We start from the raw sequence: 21,953 nt of genomic DNA, 5'->3' as shown, positions 1-21,953 counted from the left end.
TTTTCTCCATCGTTACCCAAAAATACCCATCAAATGATTTCACTTTGCGATCCTGCTCGCAAAATTGCCTTTCGTTTATTTTTCTCCATGCTTTATTCCTTTAAAGTGCGGTCAAAAAAAGGAACGTTTATGCAAAAGGGATTCACTTTGTTGGAAATGTTAATAGCATTATTTATTATCAGCCTGTTACTGACACTGGCTTTGCCGGCATACGGCTTCTACCACTTGTTTTGTGCTACAAGCCAATCAGCAGCGTACTTTGTTTTCGTTCTTTAATGTGGGCAGTTTGAAATTAAAGGATAACCAATCTTTGAGTGCTTGTGTCAATGATGAAGAATAGAGCGTTTTTCCACGTGCCGCCTTATCACGGGCAAAGCCTTGTTGCGCTGATGATTTCCGTGGCGCTTTCGAGCTCTTTATTTCTCGTCATCATGCAGTTTTATAGCCAACATCAGCAACAAAATCGGGAAATGTTACTGCGTTTGCAGTTACAAATGGAATTACAACGCGTCATTCAATTAATGGGGAAAGATTTGGCAAGAAGCGGTTTTCGTGCCGTGAATAATAAATTAAAACAAAATAATATCGCCTTATTTGAGCAAGAAAATACACCATCGGCAGTGACCATCGCGCAAGTGAATGGCGAGAAAAATAACAGCTGCGTGTTGTTCTTTTATGACTTGGATGCCAATGGGTGTATCGGCGGAAATTATAAAGGCGATGCTTGTGTTGTGAACGGGCGTAACAATACAAGAGAAATTGAGCGCGAATTGTTCGGCTATCGACTTAACCAAAACATGCTGGAAACTCGTTTGACCTACAAAAGTGCGGTGAAGCAAAACTGCATACAAGAAGAATGCCGCCGTTATACGCAACAATCCGCGTGCCATTACGGTGGTTGGGCAGATTTACTGGACGAGAAAGAATATGAAATTTCGCAGTTGAGTTTTGATTGGCTGTCGGAACAAAAGGGGATTAAAATTCGCCTCAGTGGACGTTTTAAACGACATAAACAGATCGAATATGAAACCTCCATGATCGTGCCTTTATTAAACGGAGCCAAAGAATGAAACGGCTTCACCGCGGTATGATGACGATGAGCCTGTTATTATTGCTCAGTGCATTTTTGCTGTTAACCATGCTATTTAATGATGATTTATTGTGCCTGTATTCAGCCATTGCCGGTCAGCGAAATCTTTATGTTGAACAACAGGTTAAATTATTGTCATTAAGTCAATCCACACAACGGGAACGATGTGAACAGGTGCCGATCGATGAAAACGGTGATGTGTTTTTAGTACAGTTTTCTTTGGAAGGAACGCCCTTTCCCGATGGCATTCGACATCATATTTGGTGCCAACGTGATAAATTATTTCAAAAATCACCGGTGAGAAATCTGCATGAAGGCTTGTTAGCGCAATTTATTGCTGAAAGCGGGCTGATGATTTTTCGTGAGCAACTCTCCGGGCCGCCCAAAAATTCCGTAAGGAAGCAACCGCCTTCCTTATATTGGTTTAACGCCGACGAAACGGAATGGACGCTTGATAAGAATGTGAATGCGGTGATTGTGGCGGAGGGTGATTTACATATTCGGGGAAAAGGCAAAATCAGCGGGAGTGTGATCACGAAAGGGAAACTAACCTTGGATGAGGATATTAAAGTCACTTATTCCAAAAGCACCGTTGCGCACATCGTGCAACAGTACAGCCGATGGCGTTTGGCGGAGAACAGTTGGTATGATTTCGCGGTTACGGAAAATTAATTACAAAGGCATGAGCCTGTTGTCTTTATTGGTTACATTAAGTCTATTCAGCGGGATTTTTCTCACGTTTAACCAATGGGGCAATGTGCAACGAAAAAGTGCGGTGGAAATTTATCAGCGTTTTCAAGCCATCCAAATTGCCGAAAATCAGCATCAACGCCGTTTTCTCGGGTTGCCTTGTGAATCACAGGTGCAGCAAAATCAAATTCGTTTTCAGGTGATTTGTTCGCAAAATCAGGTGTCGGTAAAATATCCTCGCGGTGAAATTAGTTTATAATAGCCCCACTTATGTTAGGGCAAATTTCCGGAGGCGGCGTGTTTACTGTTTATCATTCCAATCAACTTGAGGTGCAAAAAGACATTTTAGTTGAATTAATTCAACGTCAACCGCTGAACAACCCATTACAGCCGGAAATCGCGTTGGTGCAAAGCCCGGGCATGGCGCAATGGCTGCAACTGCAAATTGCCGGACAAAAAGGTATTGCGGCGAACTTCGCCTTTCCTATGCCCGCCAGTTTTATCTGGCAACTTTATGCGGAAAACCTGCTCGATGTAGCGCAAAGTAATCAATTTAACAAAAATGCCATGATGTGGCGTTTGGTTCGTTTGATTCCTCAATATTTACAACAGGATGCGCTGCGCCCTTTGCGTCATTACTTAGCCTATTCCGCCCAATCGGAGCAATTTAAACTTTATCAACTTGCCGGGAAAATCGCCGATTTATTCGACCAATATTTGGTTTATCGTCCGGACTGGATTGCCGCTTGGGAAAATCAGCAAGACGACGACATTCGCCGACAAATCGAGAGCCAATTAAGTCTAAATAATGAACGTTTACTGGCGCAGATTACGCAAAATATCGCATGGCAAGGCATTTTGTGGCGCGCCTTGGTGCGGGCGGTGAAAGCGGATACCGGGCTGGATTTGGTACAACACCGCGCCCATTTGCACCAACTGCTATTAGAAAAACTCCGTGAAAATCGACCGCTCTTTTTGCCGGAACGCCTGTTTATTTTCGGCATTCCCGCCTTGCCAAAGGCTTATTTGGAAATTTTTCAGGCAATCAGCCAATATTGCGATGTGCACTTGTTTTTTAATAATCCCTGCGAGGAATATTGGGGCGACATCGTTGATCCGAAATTCGTAGAAAAACTGGCGTTGCGTACTCGCACCGATTATTTTAATCACGCAGATAAGCCTTTATTATCGGCGGAACAGGCTGCACAGGCGCAGCAACATTGGGAGCTGACTTATGCGCAGGAAAAATTACAGGTGGGTAATTCCTTATTGGCATCTTGGGGTAAGCTGGGACGGGATTTTTCCTACTTATTGGCGCAGCTGGAACCCAATGATATTTCTGCCTATGTGGAAATCACGCCGCACAATTTATTAAGCCAAATCCAACACCGTATTTTGCATTTAACTCCGAATGGCTCCACGCCGTTAAACTATCGGGAAAATGACCGCACTTTAACCTTCCATTCCTGCCACAGCATGATGCGCGAAGTGGAAGTGTTGCAGGATTATTTGCTACATTTGTTGCAACAAGAACCCGATTTAACGCCGAAAGACATTATTGTGATGGTGGCGGATATTGATAAATACACACCGTATATCCGCGCTGTATTCGGGCAAAATGCAACGCCGCAGACCGCTATTCCGTTTTCCATTTCCGATAACAAATTATCGGAGAATAACGTGATTATCGCCGGTTTTCTGACCTTATTGCAGCTGAAAGAAAGCACGTTTAGTGCAGAAGACGTGCTGGCATTGCTTGATGTGCCGGCAATTCGCCAACGCTTTAATATTGAATTGCAGGATTTGGCGCAAATTCGCGATTGGGTGAAAAATGCCGGCGTGCGTTTCGGCTTAGCAAAAAATGACGAAGCGGAAAGTAACTACAATTCATGGCAGGCGGGCTTGGAGCGAATGTTGTTGGGCTATGCCTTGCGTGAAGAAAACGGCATTTGGCAAGACAGCCTCGGGCTGGATAACAGTTTCGGCTTAAAAGGGCAGCTGGCGGGGCAATTGGCGGCATTTTTAGCAGCGTTATTTGATTGGTTCCAAACGCTGCAAAGCCGTTATTCCATGGAACAATGGCAACAGCATTTACTGGCGCTCACCGATAAATTCTTCTCCGCCACGGCGGAAACCGATGAAACCCTGTTTTATATTAAAGAGGTGATCCAGCAATTTGCCGAACAGTTAGCGGAGGTGCATTTTAACGACGCGTTGGGCGTGGATGTGGTGGCAGATGTCATGAACAATGCGTTGGAGGAAAATCCGAATCACTACCGCTTCCTCGCCGGCAAAGTGAATTTTTGTACATTGCTGCCGATGCGCTCTATTCCGTTCAGAGTAGTTTGTCTGCTCGGTATGAACGACGGCGAATACCCGCGTCAACAAGCGCCGAACAGTTTCGATTTAATGCAATATCATCGTTTAAAAGGCGATCGCGCCCGTCGTGATGACGATCGTTATCTGTTCCTTGAAGCCTTGCTGTCGGCGCAGGATTATTTGTACATCAGCTACATCGGACGTTCCATCGCCGATAATCAGGAACGGGAGCCGTCGGTGCTGGTGAGTCAGTTGTTGGATTACATCGTGGAAAATCTGCCGGCAGAAAATACCCCAGCGGGAAATCTCAAGTGGCGCGAACGACTGATTCAACAACATGGCATGACGGCGTTCAGTCGCAAAAACTTTGAAAAAAACGACCGCACTTTTATGCAATCTTTCGCGCAACAGTGGCTGCCTTTGGCAAATTCGCAGGCAAATCAAACCTTGCAGGATTTTATTCAGCCGATGATGGCGGATGCGGAGCCGGAAGAAGAAATCGAGTTTTCCCGCTTGGTGGCGTTTGTGAAAAATCCGGTGAAATTTTTCTTTGAAAAACGCCTTGGCGTGAATTTCTCCGAACAGGAAGAAAGCATTGCCGATAGCGAAAATTTCGCCTTGGATAATGCCTTGGAAAAATACGCCATTCATGCGGATTTGTTAGAAGCAGACGAGCAGCAAACCGACGCGTTTTTTGCGCGTCTGAAAGTCAAAGGCGTGTTGCCGCGCGGGGAGTTCTCCGCCATTTATGCCAATCAGTTGCTGGCGGATGTGGCGGAATTTAAAGGCAATATCGCCGATTATGTAAGCCAAACGCCGCAAAGCCGTTTTTTGCAATTCACCGTGCTGACCCAAGAGGGTGACATGACGTTGTCGGGCAACATATCCTATTTATACGGTGACAATCTACAGCGCGTCACTTGGCGCATGGCGACGGTAAAAGACAAAGATCGTATTGAAGCCTGGCTTTATCACTTATTGTTATGCGCCACGCAGGAACAGCCGACGGAATCGCTTTTCCAGGGGAAAGATCAGCGCGTGCGGTTTAATGTGTTGCCTCAACAGGACGCCGTTGCCCAGCTACAAATTTATGTGGAAAGTTATTTGGCGGGGCGGACGCAATTACAGCTTATTCCGACCACAAACCTTGAAGCGTATTTGAAGCTGATTGCCGATGAAAGTGCGGTGGATGTTGACAAGTGTTTTTCCCTGTTAAATAAAATCGCTATGGGCGATGAGCGTTCGCCTGGCGATTTATATTGGCGGCGCGTACTGGTGCAAACGCAGGAATTGGATTTGAATTGGATCAATCGGCAGGTAAACGCTTGGTTTGCACCGATGTTGCAAGCTATCAAAAGGGAAAAATAGCCTATAAATACGCCGCCATCACCACGGCATTTTCCCGTTTGCCGTCGGCGGTGGGATAATAATTTTTGCGAATATCCACTTGATTAAAGCCCAGCGAATCATACAGTGCCAGGGCTTTTTTATTGGATTCGCGCACTTCCAGCCACAAGGTCAAAATGCCTTTTTGTTTTAACTGCGTCATCAGCTCGGTTAATAAACGGCGCCCCAATCCCCGCCCCTGTTTTTGCGGATCCAAGGCGATATTAAACAGCGTGGCTTCATCCAACACCGTTTGGCAAATAGCAAAGCCGTCGATTCGGCTTTCTTCGCCGATTTTCAAATTGAAGTAACGTTCGCCCTGATTATTTTTCAGTGTGCCTAAGCTCCAAGGCATCGCGTGTGCCGCCTGCTCAATGAGATAAAGACGATCAAAATCCGAGGGTTCAATAGGAGAAATGTGTATCACGGCGAATCCTTACTTTATCGGTGCGGATTGCTGAATTTGCCGCCAGAGTTGGCGTTTCGCCTGCGGATCATGTTTAAACGCGGCGAGATCGACGGATTGCCAGACATTCAACGGCTGTTGCAGCCCGCTTAAAGTGCGGTGGATTTCGTCGGCGTTTTTATGGAGTAGCCAATAATTGACGGTGTGGTTGACTTGCAAATAGGCAAGCTGCTCAAAGGTGATATTCAGCACTTGCGTGCTATCAAGTGTGAGAGCGCGCAACAGGTCCTGCGCGATGGGTTGTTGCAACAGATTTTGATGGCTCACGATAACCAAACGAACCGACTCGGGCACGGCGATATTAATCGCGCCTTTTAAGGCTTCAGGGCGCACCAATTGCCATTGGCTGATGCCCATTTGCTGCAATAATAAATCTCGGCGGGAAGTGTGTCGGCGCGTTTCTTGCATATCTAAAATCAATTCAATCCAGTATAATGGGCGCCCATTTTAACCAATAAGCCATAGGATTAATAGCGTGATTTGTGCAGAAAGCGAAGTGTTGGAACGGCATTTGGATTTTTTAAGCGGGAAGTCTCTGCTGCTCACCGGGGTGGTGAATGATGATTTTCTCGCCGATTTACAACGCCAGGGATTCAACGCCCGCGCATGGAGCTGGTATTTTGACTACGCCAACCGACAACACCAAACGCCACAAAGTGCGGTGGATTTTTCCCTTGAATTTCATGGCAGCGCCGATGTGATCCTGTTTTATTGGACGAAGAATAAACAGGAATGCCATTTCCAGCTCATGCAGCTTCTCTCACAATGTACCGCCGGACAGGAAGTTTTACTGGTGGGCGAAAATCGTAGTGGTGTGCGTTCCGCCGAAAAAATGCTTGCCGATTACGGCGATATTCACAAAATCGACTCCGCCCGTCGTTGCAGTCTGTATCATTTTCAATTAAAAAATCCACCGCACTTTGAACTGAAAACTTTCTGGAAATCCTATCAATCGTCGCAACTTGCCGATTTAACTATCTATGCGTTGCCCGGCGTATTCAGCGCCGCCGAGCTGGATGGCGGCACGGCATTATTGCTTTCTACGCTAAAAAACATCGCGGGCGAGGTGTTGGACGTGGGCTGCGGCGCAGGGGTGATTGGCAGTTATATTCAACAGCACAACCCGAACACCCGATTAATCATGACGGATATTCACGCCTTGGCGTTGGCTTCCGCAAAGCGCACTTTACAGGAAAATCGGTTGCAAGGCACGGTGGTTGCCAGTGACGTGTTTTCCCATATTGACGGCAAATTCGATCTGATCATTTCCAATCCGCCTTTTCATGACGGCATTGACACCGCTTACACCGCCGTTAACGAACTGATAAAACAGGCAAAATGGCATTTGAAACCGGGCGGTGAGCTGCGCATCGTGGCAAATGCGTTTCTGCCTTACGCCGACTGGCTGAATCAACATTTCGGCAGTCATGACGTCCTGGCGAGAAATAACAAGTTTAAGGTATATTCGGTGCGCAGATGAGTTAAGTGTGCACGAAATTCCGCTGGCTTAGCGAAGCCTTTTAGTTAGAATTCTACTTATTATTTAAGACACTTCCGGCGAATAATATGAATCTTCTTAAAATCGTCCAACAGGTTATTGAAAAACTTGGCGACAAAGGAAATATTGTGACAGCTACCCACTGCGCCATGCGTTGGCGCGTTGTTCTGAATAACGAAAGCAAAGTTGACAAGGCATTGACAACATTGAAGGTGTAAAAGTGCAGTTTGCCGTAGCAGGACAGTATCAGATTATTTTCGGTTGCGGAACGATGAATAAGGTCCACGCCGAATTGATTAAATGGCCCGGTATGCTGCTTTCTTTATTTCCTTCAGTCTTTCCACTCCCTTCAAATGCTAAAAATGTGATTTAGATTTGTTCCATTAAAGCGCGAATCTGCAAACAGGTTGGTACTTTTCTGATAATGAAAAACGTTTTGTAAGACGACCGCACTTGGTGTAAATTCTTTTCCGCACTTACTCAGAAATAAGCGTATTACATGGATTACAATAAAAAATCCTTGTCGTATTTTGGACATTCCCTATTAGGAATAAAAAAACACTGAAAAAATGCACCGCACTTTTAGAGGAGATGCAAATGAAAAAATTATTTTTACTCGGATTAACCCTGTCTTTTTTGAGCGGCTGTACGCTTACGGATTTAATAGACAATGGTAAAATTACCCAACGCAAAGTGAGCGGGGAATGGCAATGTACCAGTATTTACCCTGAACACAATTTAACAATCGTAAATAATCTGCGCTTAAATCGGGATGGCACGTTGGTGAATAACCGCACCATTATTGAACCTATTGATAAGCCATTTTTTGTGTATGAAATCACGGGCACGGGAACATGGCAGCTAAGTGAACTTGATCACAAATTGACCTATACGTTTACCACTAATTGGGTACAGCGTAGGCATACGGAAGAGGCTTTGGACGCCATTAAAAAGGATTCCAGATATAAACTTTATGAAGAAAATTTGTTTAAGAAATACAGTAAGCGCGTGAATAAATCGAACACGATTAATTTTGTGATTAGCTCACTGACACGCGATATGGAGCTTGGCAGAGATATGATGACTTTAACGCAAAAAACAGCACAAAAAAGCTACACCACAGCTTGCTTTCGCCAATAACACCGACAAATACTGCCGAGTGAAAAATTTTCATAATTAGAATGAAAAAAAACACATCCGGAGTTATTAAGATTTTATTGCGAAATTGAGTACAATAGACCGCAGTTCCAATTCACTACCAAGAGGAGAACACCATGTTTAAAAAAAGTATGAACATCGCCGATTACGATCCCGTGTTATGGCAAGCTATTCAAAATGAAAACCGCCGCCAGGAAGAACATATCGAATTAATCGCTTCTGAAAACTATGCCAGCCCGCGCGTAATGCAAGCGCAAGGTTCCCAATTCACCAACAAATATGCGGAAGGCTACCCGGGCAAGCGTTATTATGGCGGTTGTGAATACGCGGACATTGTGGAACAGCTCGCTATTGAGCGTGCGAAAGAATTATTCGGCGCCGATTATGTGAACGTGCAACCGCACTCCGGTTCGCAAGCCAATGCGGCAGTTTACATGGCGTTACTCAATCCGGGCGATACCATTTTAGGCATGAGCTTAGCGCACGGCGGTCACTTAACCCACGGCGCGTCCGTGAGTTTCTCCGGCAAGATTTATCACGCGGAACAATACGGCATTACCGACGAAGGGTTAATCGACTATGATGCGTTACGCAAACAAGCCCATGACGTGAAACCGAAAATGATCGTGGGCGGATTCTCCGCGTATTCTCAAGTAGTGGATTGGAAAAAAATGCGTGAAATCGCCGATGAAGTGGGCGCATATTTATTCGTGGATATGGCGCACGTTGCGGGTTTAATCGCTGCAGGTATTTACCCGAATCCATTGCCGTACGCCCATGTGGTGACCACTACTACCCACAAAACCTTAGGCGGTCCGCGTGGCGGTTTGATTCTTTCTTCTTGCGGTGATGAAGAAATCTATAAAAAACTCAACAGCGCCGTTTTCCCTGCAGGTCAGGGCGGTCCGTTGGTGCACATTATCGCGGCGAAAGCGGTGTGCTTCAAAGAAGCCTTGGAGCCGGAATACAAAGTGTATCAACAAAATGTGTTGAAAAACGCCAAAGCCATGGTGGAAGTGTTCAAACAACGCGGTTATAAAGTCGTTTCCAACGGCACTGAAAACCACTTGTTCTTAGTGGACTTAGTCAGCCATGGATTGACCGGTAAAGCCGCCGATGCCGCATTAGGCAAGGCCAACATTACCGTGAATAAAAACTCTGTGCCGAACGATCCGCAAAAACCGTTCATCACTTCCGGTATCCGTGTGGGCACGCCTTCCGTCACCCGTCGCGGTTTCAACGAAGCGGACGTGAAAGAACTTGCCGGCTGGATGTGTGACGTATTAGACGCCATCGGCAAAGATAACGAAGCGGAAGTGATTGCCGACACCAAAGACAAAGTCTTGGCAATTTGTAAACGTCTTCCGGTTTACGCGTAATTTTAATCAAATGAAAAAAAACAAAGCGGTAATGAAAATTGCCGCTTTTTCTTTTTGAGAAATATGACAGTCAAAATCTTACAGATCAAAACCTGATAACAGTATTTTCTCAGTCTAATTTTTGCGTATTAATACAATACGGGATTGCGTAGATAAAGTATTATCAAAAAACTAATAATTTTATGAAATTAAATAATTTTTTCTATTGACTATTAAAGAATCCGGAGTAAATTAGTCTCCAAAATTAACCAAAACTAGGTAATTTATCCGGTCAAAGGTTATCTTAAGTATTAACCCTAAGAAAAAGGAAAACGAGTATGTCCAGTACAGAATATGCTCCATTTTATCTCCGTTTTATTCAGTTCCCAAGTAATGAAGTTTTACTCTATGAATACTGGAAACTTGTTCAGAATTTTGTACAAAAGGTTAGTAAAATAACGGTAAGATTAGCACAAATCGTTGGCATTCTCGGCGAAAAAACTATTTGGAAATACCAAAGTACTTTTAATGATGGCATGCTGGAAGGTGAGGTAGCTAAACAAGAAGTTTCCCTCACTTTAAGAAATAGTGCTTTACTTGTCGCAAGTGCCATAGTTATCCACTTTAAATCTAATTTTACCAACCTTCTTATACTGTCACAGATTACACAATATTGTAGACATCGCCCTAAATCTAAAAAAAGTAAATACTTCCCCCTCTACCTCTCTTGCTTATTACGCAGACGATTAACTGAATTTAAAATTACCCTTCTACCGTTGCCATGGGGCTAGCTGCTATATAGCTATGAAGATCAAATCCCGGTTTTCATTGTAAATTTAAAAATATATAAGAAATAATCTGAAGCCGACTTTATTTTTACCCAACTACGAATCACTCATTTAAATTAAGGTTTATTATGCAAAATAATAAAGCTTGAATATATTCCTGTAATATAAGGTTAAATAAGTTATATTTCTATTTATTGTTTAACAATAATAATTAAATCATAGTCTATTTGATTTCGTAATGAGTTTGGCATTTTCTGTCATGCGATCGTGTAAGTTATTTTGTATATTGTGGTTTGGTTATCTTATTCAAAATAAATTATTAACAAGGAGATTTAATATGGAGAAAAATAATAATTTTGAAGTGTTAGGGTATGTGGCTTGGTTATGGGCAAATTCTCCTTTGCATAGAAATTGGTCTTTATCATTACTTGCTATTAATGTACTGCCTGCAATTCAATATGGGCAATATACATTATTAATGAGAGATGGGGTTCCTATTGCTTTTTGTAGCTGGGCAAATTTAAGCCTTGAGAATGAGATAAAATATCTTGAAGATGTATCATCTCTTGTTTATGACGATTGGAATTCCGGTGATCGTAAATGGTTTATTGATTGGATTGCGCCATTTGGTCACAATTATGTGCTTTATAAACATATGCGTAAATCATTTCCCTATGATTTATTCAGATCAATTCGTGTTTATAAAGGTTCGTCAGAGGGCAAAATTACTGAATTCCATGGAGGTAAAGTCGATAAACAATTAGCTAATAAAATCTTTCAACAATATCATTTTGAGTTAATCAATGAATTAAAAAACAAATCTGAAGTTATATCTATTAATTAAGGAGAATAGATTATGGCAACTACTACACTGCCAAATACAAAACAGCAAGCTGCACAGTTTGCAAATTCAGTTGCAGATAGAGCTAAGGAAAATATTGATGCTGCAAAAGAACAATTGCAAAAGGCGTTAGATAAATTAGGGAAGACAGGTAAGAAATTAACTTTATATATCCCTAAGAATTACAAAAAAGGAAATGGTCTTACTGCGCTTATAAAAGCAGCACAGAAGTTAGGGATTGAAGTATATCATGAAGGGAAAGACGGCCCGGCATTAACTAATGGTATTTTAAATACTGGGAAAAAATTACTTGGTCTTACCGAACGAGGTTTAACTTTATTTGCTCCGGAATTAGATAAATGGATTCAAGGTAATAAACATTTAAGTAATTCTGTGGGTAGTACTGGAAATTTGACAAAAGCGATAGATAAGGTTCAGAGTGTTCTTGGTACGTTACAAGCGTTTTTGAACACCGCATTTTCGGGCATGGATTTAGATGCCTTAATTAAAGCCCGTCAAAATGGTAAAAATGTAACAGATGTACAGCTAGCAAAAGCCAGTCTTAACCTGATTAATGAATTGATTGGTACTATTTCTAGCATTACAAATAATGTAGATACTTTTTCTAAACAACTTAATAAGTTAGGTGAAGCACTAGGACAAGTAAAACATTTTGGTAGTTTTGGAGATAAATTAAAGAATTTACCTAAGTTAGGTAATCTTGGAAAAGGTTTAGGTGCATTATCCGGTGTATTGTCGGCTATATCAGCGGCTCTATTACTTGCAAATAAAGATGCTGATACTGCAACGAAAGCAGCGGCTGCAGCTGAATTGACAAATAAAGTGCTAGGTAACATCGGTAAAGCGATCACACAATACTTGATTGCTCAACGTGCTGCAGCGGGGCTTTCTACTACGGGACCTGTCGCAGGGTTAATTGCCTCTGTGGTCAGCTTGGCAATCAGCCCTTTGTCTTTCCTAGGTATTGCGAAACAATTTGATCGTGCGAGAATGCTTGAGGAATACTCGAAACGCTTTAAGAAATTTGGTTATAACGGCGATAGTTTACTTGGTCAATTCTACAAAAATACAGGGATCGCAGATGCTGCGATTACAACGATTAACACTGTATTAAGTGCTATTGCAGCAGGGGTTGGTGCAGCCTCCGCCGGTTCTTTAGTTGGTGCGCCAATCGGTTTGTTAGTGAGTGCGATTACCAGCTTAATTTCAGGAATTCTTGATGCTTCTAAACAAGCCGTTTTTGAACATATCGCGAATCAGCTCGCCGATAAAATTAAAGCATGGGAGAATAAGTACGGTAAGAATTACTTTGAAAATGGCTATGATGCCCGTCATTCCGCCTTCTTGGAAGATTCACTAAAATTATTTAATGAGTTACGTGAAAAATATAAAACCGAAAATATATTATCTATCACTCAACAAGGTTGGGATCAGCGCATTGGTGAATTAGCAGGTATCACTCGTAATGGAGATCGTATTCAAAGTGGTAAAGCTTATGTGGATTATTTGAAAAAGGGTGAGGAGCTTGCAAAGCATAGCGATAAATTCACTAAACAGATTTTAGATCCAATCAAAGGTAATATTGATCTTTCGGGTATAAAAGGTTCTACCACTCTAACTTTTTTAAATCCGTTGTTAACCGCAGGTAAGGAAGAACGGAAAAGACGTCAGTCAGGTAAATATGAATTTATTACTGAATTAAAAGTAAAAGGACGTACCGATTGGAAGGTAAAAGGTGTTCCTAATTCTAATGGTGTATATGATTTTTCTAACTTAATTCAACATGCCGTTACACGTGATAATAAAGTTCTAGAAGCAAGATTAATTGCTAATTTGGGTGCTAAAGATGATTATGTTTTTGTCGGATCCGGTTCAACAATAGTTAATGCTGGAGACGGTTATGATGTGGTGGACTATAGTAAAGGTCGCACCGGTGCATTAACAATCGACGGTCGTAATGCTACTAAAGCCGGACAATATAAGGTTGAAAGAGATCTTAGCGGTACTCAAGTCTTGCAGGAAACCGTATCAAAGCAAGAAACTAAACGAGGGAAGGTTACCGATCTACTTGAATATCGTAACTATAAATTAGATTACTATTATACGAATAAGGGCTTTAAAGCTCATGATGAATTAAACTCAGTAGAGGAAATTATCGGCAGTAAATTACGGGATCATTTTTATGGTTCTAGATTTAATGATGTTTTCCATGGTCACGATGGTGATGATGTGATTTATGGTTATGATGGTGATGACCGCTTATATGGAGATAATGGTAATGATGAGATCCATGGAGGAAAAGGCAACGACAAACTTTATGGTGGCGCCGGCAATGACAGGCTCTTTGGTGAATATGGTAACAACTATCTAGACGGTGGTGAAGGCGACGACCATTTAGAAGGGGGGAATGGTTCCGATATTCTAAGAGGCGGAAGTGGCAATGATAAATTATTTGGAAACCAAGGAGATGACTTGCTTGATGGCGGAAAAGGTGATGATCAACTTGCCGGTGGAGAAGGAAATGATATTTATGTTTACCGTAAGGAATATGGCCACCACACTATTACGGAACATAGCGGTGATAAAGATAAATTATCATTAGCAAATATCAACCTCAAAGAGGTGTCATTTGAACGTAACGGCAATGATCTACTATTGAAAACAAATAATAGAACAGCAGTAACATTTAAAGGATGGTTTAATAAACCTAATTCGTCGGCGGGGTTAAATGAGTATCAAAGAAAACTTCTTGAATACGCACCTGAAAAGGATCGTGCACGACTTAAGAGACAATTTGAGTTACAGCGAGGTAAAGTCGACAAATCACTCAATAATAAAGTTGAAGAAATTATCGGTAAAGATGGGGAGCGGATTACTTCGCAAGACATTGATAATCTTCTTGATAAAAGTGGGAATAAAAAGACAATTTCACCTCAAGAGCTTGCCGGGCTTATTAAGAATAAAGGTAAGTCAAGTAGCCTTATGTCTTCTTCTCGTTCGTCAAGTATGCTTACACAAAAGTCCGGTTTGTCAAATGATATTAGTCGTATGATTTCAGCAACCAGTGGTTTTGGTTCATCCGGTAAAGCGTTATCCGCTTCGCCATTGCAGACCAATAATAACTTTAACTCTTACGCAAATTCGTTAGCAACTACTGCTTAATGAGTTATTGGCTTTTTAGTGATTCCGCATATTTGTATGTGTGGAATCACTGTTTTTCAGGATATGTAATGGACTCACAGAAAAATACTAATCTTGCTCTTCAGGCATTGGAAGTACTGGCTCAATATCATAATATTTCAATTAACCCTGAAGAAATAAAACATAAATTTGATATAGATGGGCATGGGCTGAACCAAACTAAATGGTTGCTTGCAGCAAGATCACTTGGATTAAAAGTAAGAACTACGAACAAAACAATTGATAGATTACCTTTTTTACATTTACCGGTATTGGCTTGGCGTGATGATGGTGACCACTTTATTTTATTGAAAATAGATCAAGAAACCGATCGTTACCTCATTTTTGATCTAATGCAAAAAAATCCTATTGTTTTAGACAAAAATGAATTTGAAGAACGTTATCAAAGCAAGGTGATTTTAGTTGCGTCACGCGCATCTATTGTAGGAAATTTAGCAAAATTCGATTTTACCTGGTTTATTCCTGCTGTAATTAAATACCGCAAAATTTTTATAGAAACGTTAATCGTTTCTATATTTTTGCAAATTTTTGCACTGATTACACCGCTCTTTTTTCAAGTCGTGATGGATAAGGTCTTGGTTCACCGTGGATTTTCAACATTGAATGTGATTACAGTGGCTCTTGCTATTGTAGTCTTATTTGAAATAGTCTTGGGGGGGCTGAGAACCTATGTGTTTGCTCATAGCACAAGTCGTATTGATGTCGAACTGGGAGCAAGACTTTTTCGTCACTTATTAGCTTTACCGATTTCTTATTTTGAAGCTCGTCGGGTTGGGGATACGGTGGCTCGTGTTCGTGAATTAGATCAAATTCGGAATTTCTTAACAGGGCAGGCACTTACCTCTATTTTAGACTTGTTATTCTCTTTTATTTTCTTCGCCGTTATGTGGTATTACAGCCCAAAATTAACATTAGTTGTACTCGGTTCTTTACCTTGTTATGTCATTTGGTCTGTTTTTATTAGTCCTATTCTTAGGAAACGGCTTGATGATAAGTTCGCAAGAAATGCCGACAATCAGTCTTTTCTTGTTGAATCAGTGACTGCCATTAATACAATTAAAGCGATGGCTATTTCTCCTCAAATGACTAACATTTGGGATAAACAGTTGGCGAGTTATGTTGCTGCGAGTTTTAAAGTGACCGTGCTTGCAACGATCGGGCAGCAAGGTATCCAACTTATCCAGAAAGCCGTTATGGTGATCAATCTATGGCTTGGCGCACATTTAGTTATTTCCGGTGATTTAAGTATTGGTCAGCTAATTGCATTTAATATGCTTGCGGGACAAATTATTAGCCCCGTGATTCGTTTAGCCCAGATCTGGCAAGATTTCCAACAGGTCGGTATTTCTGTTACTCGCTTAGGTGATGTGCTTAATTCGCCTACAGAGAATAATACCGCCTCAGTATCATTACCGGAAATTCAGGGTGAGATTAGTTTTAGAAATATTAAGTTCCGCTATAAACCGGATTCCCCTATGATTTTAAACAGTATTAACTTAGATATCAGTCAGGGAGAAGTGATTGGTATTGTTGGTCGTTCAGGTTCGGGAAAAAGTACGCTTACTAAACTTATCCAACGTTTTTATATTCCGGAGCAGGGGCAAGTCTTAATTGATGGTCACGATTTGGCACTAGCCGATCCAAACTGGTTACGCCGGCAAGTAGGTGTCGTCCTGCAAGATAATGTGTTGCTTAATCGAAGTATCAGAGAGAATATTGCGTTAACCAATCCGGGAATGTCAATGGAAAAGGTTATTGCCGCGGCAAAACTTGCGGGCGCGCACGATTTTATTTCTGAATTAAGAGAAGGTTATAACACTGTTGTGGGGGAACAGGGAGCCGGTCTGTCCGGAGGACAACGCCAACGGATCGCGATAGCAAGGGCATTAGTCAATAACCCACGGATTTTGATTTTTGATGAAGCAACCAGTGCACTTGATTACGAATCTGAAAATATCATTATGCATAATATGCACAAAATTTGCCAAGATCGTACCGTGCTTATCATTGCTCACCGCCTTTCTACTGTAAAAAATGCTGATCGCATCATTGTGATGGACAAAGGTGAAATCATCGAACAAGGCAAGCATCAAGAATTACTGAAAGATGAAAAAGGCCTTTACTATTATTTACACCAATTACAAGTAAATTAAAGGGACGAACGATAATGAAAACTTGGCTTTTGGCATTGTATGATGTGCTTTCCCGTTATAAAAACGTGTGGAATGAAACTTGGAAAATTCGTAAACAGCTTGATTCTCCGATTAGAGAAAAAGATGAAAATGAATTTCTGCCCGCGCATTTGGAATTAATTGAGACACCTGTATCAAATGCACCACGATTCGTGTCTTATTCCATTATGCTCTTTTTAACTTTAGCGATTATTGTTTCTATCTTTAGCAATGTGGAAATTATCGCAACCGCTTCAGGAAAATTCGCACTAAGCGGGAGAAGCAAAGAAATTAAACCGATTGAAAATTCATTGGTTAAAGATATTTTTGTGAAAGAGGGCGAATACGTGAAAAAGGGTGAACTATTGTTAAAACTGACCGCACTTGGTGCCGAAGCGGATACGTTAAAAACGAAGACATCGCTTTCTCAAGCTAAACTAGAGGAATTTCGTTATAAATCTTTATTGGAAGCTGTTGAAAAAGATCAATTACCAATATTAGATTTTTCTAAAATTGATTTGCCTTTTATGACGGAAAACGATCAAAAAAGGGTGACTTTACTGATTGAAGAGCAATTCTCTACTTGGCAAAAACAACGCCATCAGAAAACCTTGAATCTTAATAAAAAAGAAGCAGAAAAACTCAGTTATTTGGCACGAATAAAAAAATATGAGGGTTTGATTAATACAGAACAAGTCCGATTGGATGATTTTAGAGCCTTATATAAGGAACATGCTATTGCAAAACATACGGTTTTAGATGAAGAAAATAAATATCAGGATGCAATCAATGAGCTTGAAGTATATAAGGCGAGTTTAATGCAAGTTGAAAATGAAGTTTTATTGGCCAAAGAAGAGCAGGAATTAGTCACACAATTGTTCAAAAATGATATTTTAGACAAGCTAAAACAGGCGACGGATAATGTGAATTTATTGACATTCGAGCTGGACAAAAACAATCAACGCCAGCAAGTCTCTGAAATTCGAGCCCCTGTATCGGGTACTGTACAGCAATTAAAGGTTCACACAATAGATGGCGTTGTTACTACGGCTGAAACATTAATGGTAGTTGTGCCGGAAGAAGATTCCCTTGAAGTCACCGCACTTATTCAAAATAAAGATATTGGTTTTGTGAAAGAAGGGCAAGACGTCGTAATTAAGGTTGAAGCCTTCCCCTATACCCGTTATGGCTACTTAACAGGAAAAGTGAAAAATATTACTTTAGATGCGATTGAACATCCAAAGCTTGGACTTGTATTTAATACAATTATTGAATTGGATAAAAAAACACTTTCTACCGAAGAAAAAGAAATCCCGCTTTCTGCAGGGATGGAAATTACTGCAGAAATTAAGACAGGCATGAGAAGTGTTATAAGCTATCTACTCAGCCCATTAGAAGAATCTATTGATAAAAGTTTAAGAGAACGTTAATTATAAAAGATAGAATATAACATTCTGATTTTCCGCAATGTATCAAAAGTCTAAATTGAAAATGGATTTGGTTAGACAGTATAAAACGGTAACTTGATGATGGATTTATAATTGAAATCGTATTACCTGCATTTGCGAATACCAGCAAGCCGAAAGCCCGTTGTAGTTTTCTGGTGCAAAAGTGCGGTGGATTTCCCTGGTGTTTTTTTATCCTACTTTATTGGGATTAAAATGTGATCTAAATCACATAATTGTCTCCTTGAATTAAAAACTGTGATCTGTATCACGTTTTAAAAATTTTTGGTTAAAAAATATTGTGATGTAGTTCACATTTTTTCCGAAAAAAGTTTTTGACAAAAATTTTCTTGTGCTATTTTGACCGCACTTTAAACCTGTGACGGAGACAATTATGTTATCAGCAAGTGCAAAAGTGAAGATTCAAAGCTTCGGACGCTTTTTGTCTAATATGGTGATGCCGAATATCGGCGCGTTTATTGCCTGGGGTTTTATTACGGCGTTATTTATTCCGAGCGGTTGGTTGCCAAATGAAACCTTGGCGAAACTGGTCGGCCCGATGATTACGTATTTACTGCCGTTATTAATCGGTTATACGGGCGGTAAATTGATCGGTGGCGATCGTGGCGCGGTAGTCGGTGCGATTACCACGGCAGGGGTGATTATCGGGACCGATATTCCGATGTTCTTGGGGGCGATGATTGCCGGTCCGACAGGCGGTTGGGCGATTAAAACCTTTGATAAATGGGCGCACGGTAAAATCAAAAGCGGTTTTGAGATGTTGGTCAACAACTTCTCCTCCGGCATTATCGGGATGATTCTGGCGATTCTGTTCTTCTTTGTGGTCGGTCCGGTGGTGAAATCCTTAACCGAAGTGTTGGCGGCAGGCGTAAAAGTGTTAGTTGATAACAACTTGTTGCCATTAACCTCCATTTTCGTTGAACCGGCGAAGATTCTGTTCTTAAACAACGCCATTAACCATGGCATTTTCTCACCGCTTGGTATTCAACAATCACAAGAATTTGGTCAGTCCATTTTCTTCTTAATCGAAGCCAACCCGGGTCCGGGCTTGGGCGTGTTGTTAGCCTATATTTTCTTCGGTAAAGGGTCTGCTAAACAAACCGCAGGCGGTGCGGCGGTGATTCACTTCTTCGGCGGTATCCACGAAATCTATTTCCCTTATGTGTTAATGAATCCGCGCTTGTTACTCGCGGTTATTGCAGGCGGTATGTCCGGCGTGTTTACGTTGACTTTATTTAACGCAGGTTTAGTGTCACCGGCATCTCCGGGATCCATCATTGCGGTGTTGCTTATGACACCGAAAACATCCTTAGTGGGCGTGATCAGTTCCGTGGTGGTGGCTTGTACGGTTTCCTTCGCCTTGTCCGTCTTCTTCCTGAAAATCCAAAAAGAAGAATCCACCAACTTGGAAGAAATGCAGGCGGCGTCTAAAGCCATGAAATCCGGTAACCTCAATCAAGGTGTGGTGACTGATTACAAAGGCTTAACCAAAATCTATGTGTCTTGCGATGCGGGCATGGGATCCAGTGCCATGGGTGCGAGTATGTTACGCAAAAAAGTGAAAGACGCGGGCTTGCCGTTGGATGTCACTAACGTGGCAATTAACGATTTACCGGAAGATGCCCGTTTGGTTATCACTCACCAGGATTTAACCCTGCGTGCGAAAAAACAAGTGCCGAACGCCATGCACTTATCCTTAACCAACTTCCTGGATAACAAATTCTACGACAGCCTGGTGCAGGATTTGAAAGAGCAATTAACAGCGCAACCGAAAGCAGAAGCAGCGCAGGCGCATGAGGACGTGGTGGAAGTGAACGGCACGAAATTCACCTTAACACCGGAACAAATTTTCCTGGGCTTAAAAGCCGATAGCAAAGAAGATGCCATTCGTTTTGCCGGTGAGCAATTAGTCAAATCGGGCTTTGTTGAACCGAGCTATGTCGATGCTATGTTTGAGCGTGAAAAATTGGTATCCACTTATCTTGGCGAAGGTGTTGCCGTGCCACACGGTACTATCGAAGCGAAAGATGCAGTGCTGAAAACCGGTATCGTGGTGTGCCAATATCCGGAAGGCGTGCGCTTCACCGACGAAGAGGACGGCATTGCCAAATTAGTGGTGGGGATTGCGGCGAAAAACAACGAGCATATTCAAGTAGTATCGGCGATTACCAACGCCTTAGACAGCGACGAAGCCATTGAATTATTGACCACCACCAACGATGTGGAAAAAGTCTTGGCGTTACTCAAAGCCTAAAAGTGCGGTTGATTTTAAAGGTGTTTTTACAGGCGACAGGCAGTGCGGTATGTAGCCTTACTTAAAGGAGAAATAACATGAAGGCATTACATTTCGGTGCGGGCAATATCGGTCGCGGATTTATCGGAAAATTATTGGCGGACAGCGGTGTTGAAGTGATTTTTGCCGATGTGAATGATAAGGTGATTGACTTGCTGAAAACGCAACAGTCCTATCATGTCAAAATCGTCGGCGACAGCGTGAATACGGTGGAAGAAGTCACTAACGTCATCGGCATCAATTCTAAAGATGAAAATGCCGTGATTGAATTATTCAAGACTGTAGATTTGGTGACCACCGCCGTCGGGCCGAATGTGCTGAAAATTATTTCCGGCACTATTGCAAAAGGCTTGGTTGCCCGTTTCGCCGCCGGAAACGACACGCCGTTAAATATCATCGCTTGTGAAAATATGGTGCGCGGCACAACCTTCTTAAAAGAGCAGGTTTTCACCCACTTAACGCCGGAACAACAAGCTAAAGCGGAAGCATTAGTCGGTTTCGTGGATTCCGCCGTGGATCGTATCGTACCGCCGGTACAAGCGGATGAAAGCGATCCGTTATTGGTCACTGTGGAAGAATTCAGCGAATGGATCGTGGATGAAACCCAGTTTAAAGGGCAAATTCCGGCAATTCGTGGCATGGAGAAAACCGATAATCTGATGGCGTTTGTGGAACGCAAATTGTTCACCCTGAATACCGGACACGCTACTACGTCTTACTTAGGCAAACTAAAAGGCTATCGCTTCGTGAAAGAAAGCATTGAAGACGACGCCATTAAAGCGGATGTGAAAGCCACCATGCAGGAAAGCGGCGCGGTGTTGATTAAACGTTATGGTTTTGATCCGCAGGCGCACGCGGCGTATATTGAAAAAATCTTAAAACGCTTTGCGAATCCGTTCCTGGTGGATGATGTGGATCGTGTGGGGCGCGAGCCTTTGCGCAAATTAAGCTACAACGACCGCTTAATCAAACCGTTGCGCGGCACATTGGAATACGGTTTGCCGAATCAGCATTTGGTCAACGCCATTGCCGCAGCCTTGGCGTATCGCAACGAACAGGATTCGCAAGCCTTGGAATTGGCGGCATCGCTTGCTGAAAACGGCGTCGCGGGAACCGTGCGTAAATATACCGAGTTGCAGGGCGATGCCGTGATTGAACGCATTGTCGCGGCTTATCAGGCGATTTAAGTGAAGTAGGGCGAATGAAC

General features: G+C 42.2%; 16 protein-coding genes and 3 pseudogenes. 17 read left to right on the top strand and 2 right to left on the bottom strand.

Annotated elements, in window-relative coordinates; genetic code table 11:
- Positions 1-33 precede the first annotated feature (33 nt).
- From LIN98_RS10460 to recC, 6 genes and pseudogenes are all read left to right on the top strand, one after another.
- Positions 34-171: pseudogene (locus LIN98_RS10460) on the top strand (prepilin-type N-terminal cleavage/methylation domain-containing protein); the annotation flags it as partial.
- Between the two features lie 34 nt (positions 172-205).
- Positions 206-340 (top strand): annotated as a pseudogene (locus LIN98_RS10455) (type IV pilus minor pilin ComGF family protein); the annotation flags it as partial.
- A complete protein-coding gene (locus LIN98_RS09750) occupies positions 327-1,070 on the top strand; it encodes a PulJ/GspJ family protein (RefSeq protein ID WP_148326111.1) in 744 nt (247 codons plus the stop codon). The pseudogene LIN98_RS10455 and the gene LIN98_RS09750, both read left to right, overlap by 14 nt.
- Entirely contained in the window at positions 1,067-1,762 is a 696-nt protein-coding gene (locus tag LIN98_RS09745) for a DUF2572 family protein (RefSeq protein ID WP_148321775.1), read from the top strand. The genes LIN98_RS09750 and LIN98_RS09745 overlap by 4 nt, the downstream gene beginning before the upstream one ends.
- Positions 1,737-2,039: a DUF5374 domain-containing protein gene (locus LIN98_RS09740; RefSeq protein ID WP_005545595.1), complete on the top strand. Its 303-nt coding sequence runs from the start codon at positions 1,737-1,739 to the stop codon at positions 2,037-2,039. The genes LIN98_RS09745 and LIN98_RS09740 overlap by 26 nt, the downstream gene beginning before the upstream one ends.
- A gap of 11 nt (positions 2,040-2,050) precedes the next feature.
- Complete coding sequence (recC, locus tag LIN98_RS09735) at positions 2,051-5,467, top strand: exodeoxyribonuclease V subunit gamma (protein ID WP_014167945.1); 3,417 nt, start codon at positions 2,051-2,053, stop codon at positions 5,465-5,467.
- A 1-nt stretch (position 5,468) separates the two neighbouring features.
- On the opposite strand, the gene rimI is transcribed toward recC, so the two are convergent.
- Positions 5,469-5,912, bottom strand: coding sequence for a ribosomal protein S18-alanine N-acetyltransferase (gene rimI / locus LIN98_RS09730; RefSeq protein WP_005590261.1), 444 nt, complete (start codon positions 5,910-5,912; stop codon positions 5,469-5,471).
- A gap of 9 nt (positions 5,913-5,921) precedes the next feature.
- Positions 5,922-6,359, bottom strand: coding sequence for a DNA polymerase III subunit psi (locus tag LIN98_RS09725; protein WP_005572487.1), 438 nt, complete (start codon positions 6,357-6,359; stop codon positions 5,922-5,924).
- 67 nt (positions 6,360-6,426) lie between these two features.
- Between LIN98_RS09725 and rsmC the strand changes: the two genes are divergently transcribed.
- From rsmC to LIN98_RS09670, 11 genes and pseudogenes are all read left to right on the top strand, one after another.
- Entirely contained in the window at positions 6,427-7,431 is a 1,005-nt protein-coding gene (rsmC, locus tag LIN98_RS09720; protein ID WP_005557893.1) for a 16S rRNA (guanine(1207)-N(2))-methyltransferase RsmC, read from the top strand.
- Positions 7,432-7,517: 86 nt separating this feature from the next.
- Positions 7,518-7,762 (top strand): annotated as a pseudogene (locus LIN98_RS09715) (PTS transporter subunit EIIB); the annotation flags it as partial.
- 284 nt (positions 7,763-8,046) lie between these two features.
- The gene (locus LIN98_RS09710) at positions 8,047-8,589 is read left to right on the top strand and encodes a hypothetical protein (RefSeq protein ID WP_053330411.1); all 543 of its coding nucleotides are present in this window, start codon (positions 8,047-8,049) and stop codon (positions 8,587-8,589) included.
- 134 nt (positions 8,590-8,723) lie between these two features.
- Positions 8,724-9,986 carry a serine hydroxymethyltransferase gene (glyA, locus tag LIN98_RS09705; protein WP_014167942.1) on the top strand — a complete coding sequence of 421 codons (1,263 nt, stop codon included), beginning with the start codon at positions 8,724-8,726 and terminating at the stop codon, positions 9,984-9,986.
- 317 nt (positions 9,987-10,303) lie between these two features.
- The gene (locus LIN98_RS09700; RefSeq protein WP_005557900.1) at positions 10,304-10,756 is read left to right on the top strand and encodes a serine hydroxymethyltransferase; all 453 of its coding nucleotides are present in this window, start codon (positions 10,304-10,306) and stop codon (positions 10,754-10,756) included.
- A gap of 334 nt (positions 10,757-11,090) precedes the next feature.
- Positions 11,091-11,597, top strand: coding sequence for a toxin-activating lysine-acyltransferase (locus LIN98_RS09695; protein WP_005545611.1), 507 nt, complete (start codon positions 11,091-11,093; stop codon positions 11,595-11,597).
- 12 nt (positions 11,598-11,609) lie between these two features.
- Positions 11,610-14,777: an RTX family leukotoxin LtxA gene (gene ltxA / locus LIN98_RS09690; protein ID WP_005557902.1), complete on the top strand. Its 3,168-nt coding sequence runs from the start codon at positions 11,610-11,612 to the stop codon at positions 14,775-14,777.
- 68 nt (positions 14,778-14,845) lie between these two features.
- Positions 14,846-16,969 carry a type I secretion system permease/ATPase gene (locus tag LIN98_RS09685; protein ID WP_249856117.1) on the top strand — a complete coding sequence of 708 codons (2,124 nt, stop codon included), beginning with the start codon at positions 14,846-14,848 and terminating at the stop codon, positions 16,967-16,969.
- Positions 16,970-16,983: 14 nt separating this feature from the next.
- Positions 16,984-18,417 (top strand): HlyD family type I secretion periplasmic adaptor subunit, encoded by a 1,434-nt coding sequence (locus tag LIN98_RS09680; protein ID WP_005557906.1) that lies wholly within the window; start codon positions 16,984-16,986, stop codon positions 18,415-18,417.
- 409 nt (positions 18,418-18,826) lie between these two features.
- Positions 18,827-20,707, top strand: coding sequence for a PTS mannitol transporter subunit IICBA (locus LIN98_RS09675; protein WP_005557907.1), 1,881 nt, complete (start codon positions 18,827-18,829; stop codon positions 20,705-20,707).
- A gap of 77 nt (positions 20,708-20,784) precedes the next feature.
- Entirely contained in the window at positions 20,785-21,933 is a 1,149-nt protein-coding gene (locus LIN98_RS09670) for a mannitol-1-phosphate 5-dehydrogenase (protein ID WP_005569141.1), read from the top strand.
- The last annotated feature ends 20 nt before the right edge of the window (positions 21,934-21,953 follow it).

Source organism: Aggregatibacter actinomycetemcomitans, from assembly GCF_023518055.1.
GTDB classification, from domain to species: domain Bacteria; phylum Pseudomonadota; class Gammaproteobacteria; order Enterobacterales; family Pasteurellaceae; genus Aggregatibacter; species Aggregatibacter actinomycetemcomitans.
This window is presented reverse-complemented; position numbering and strand designations above follow the sequence as displayed.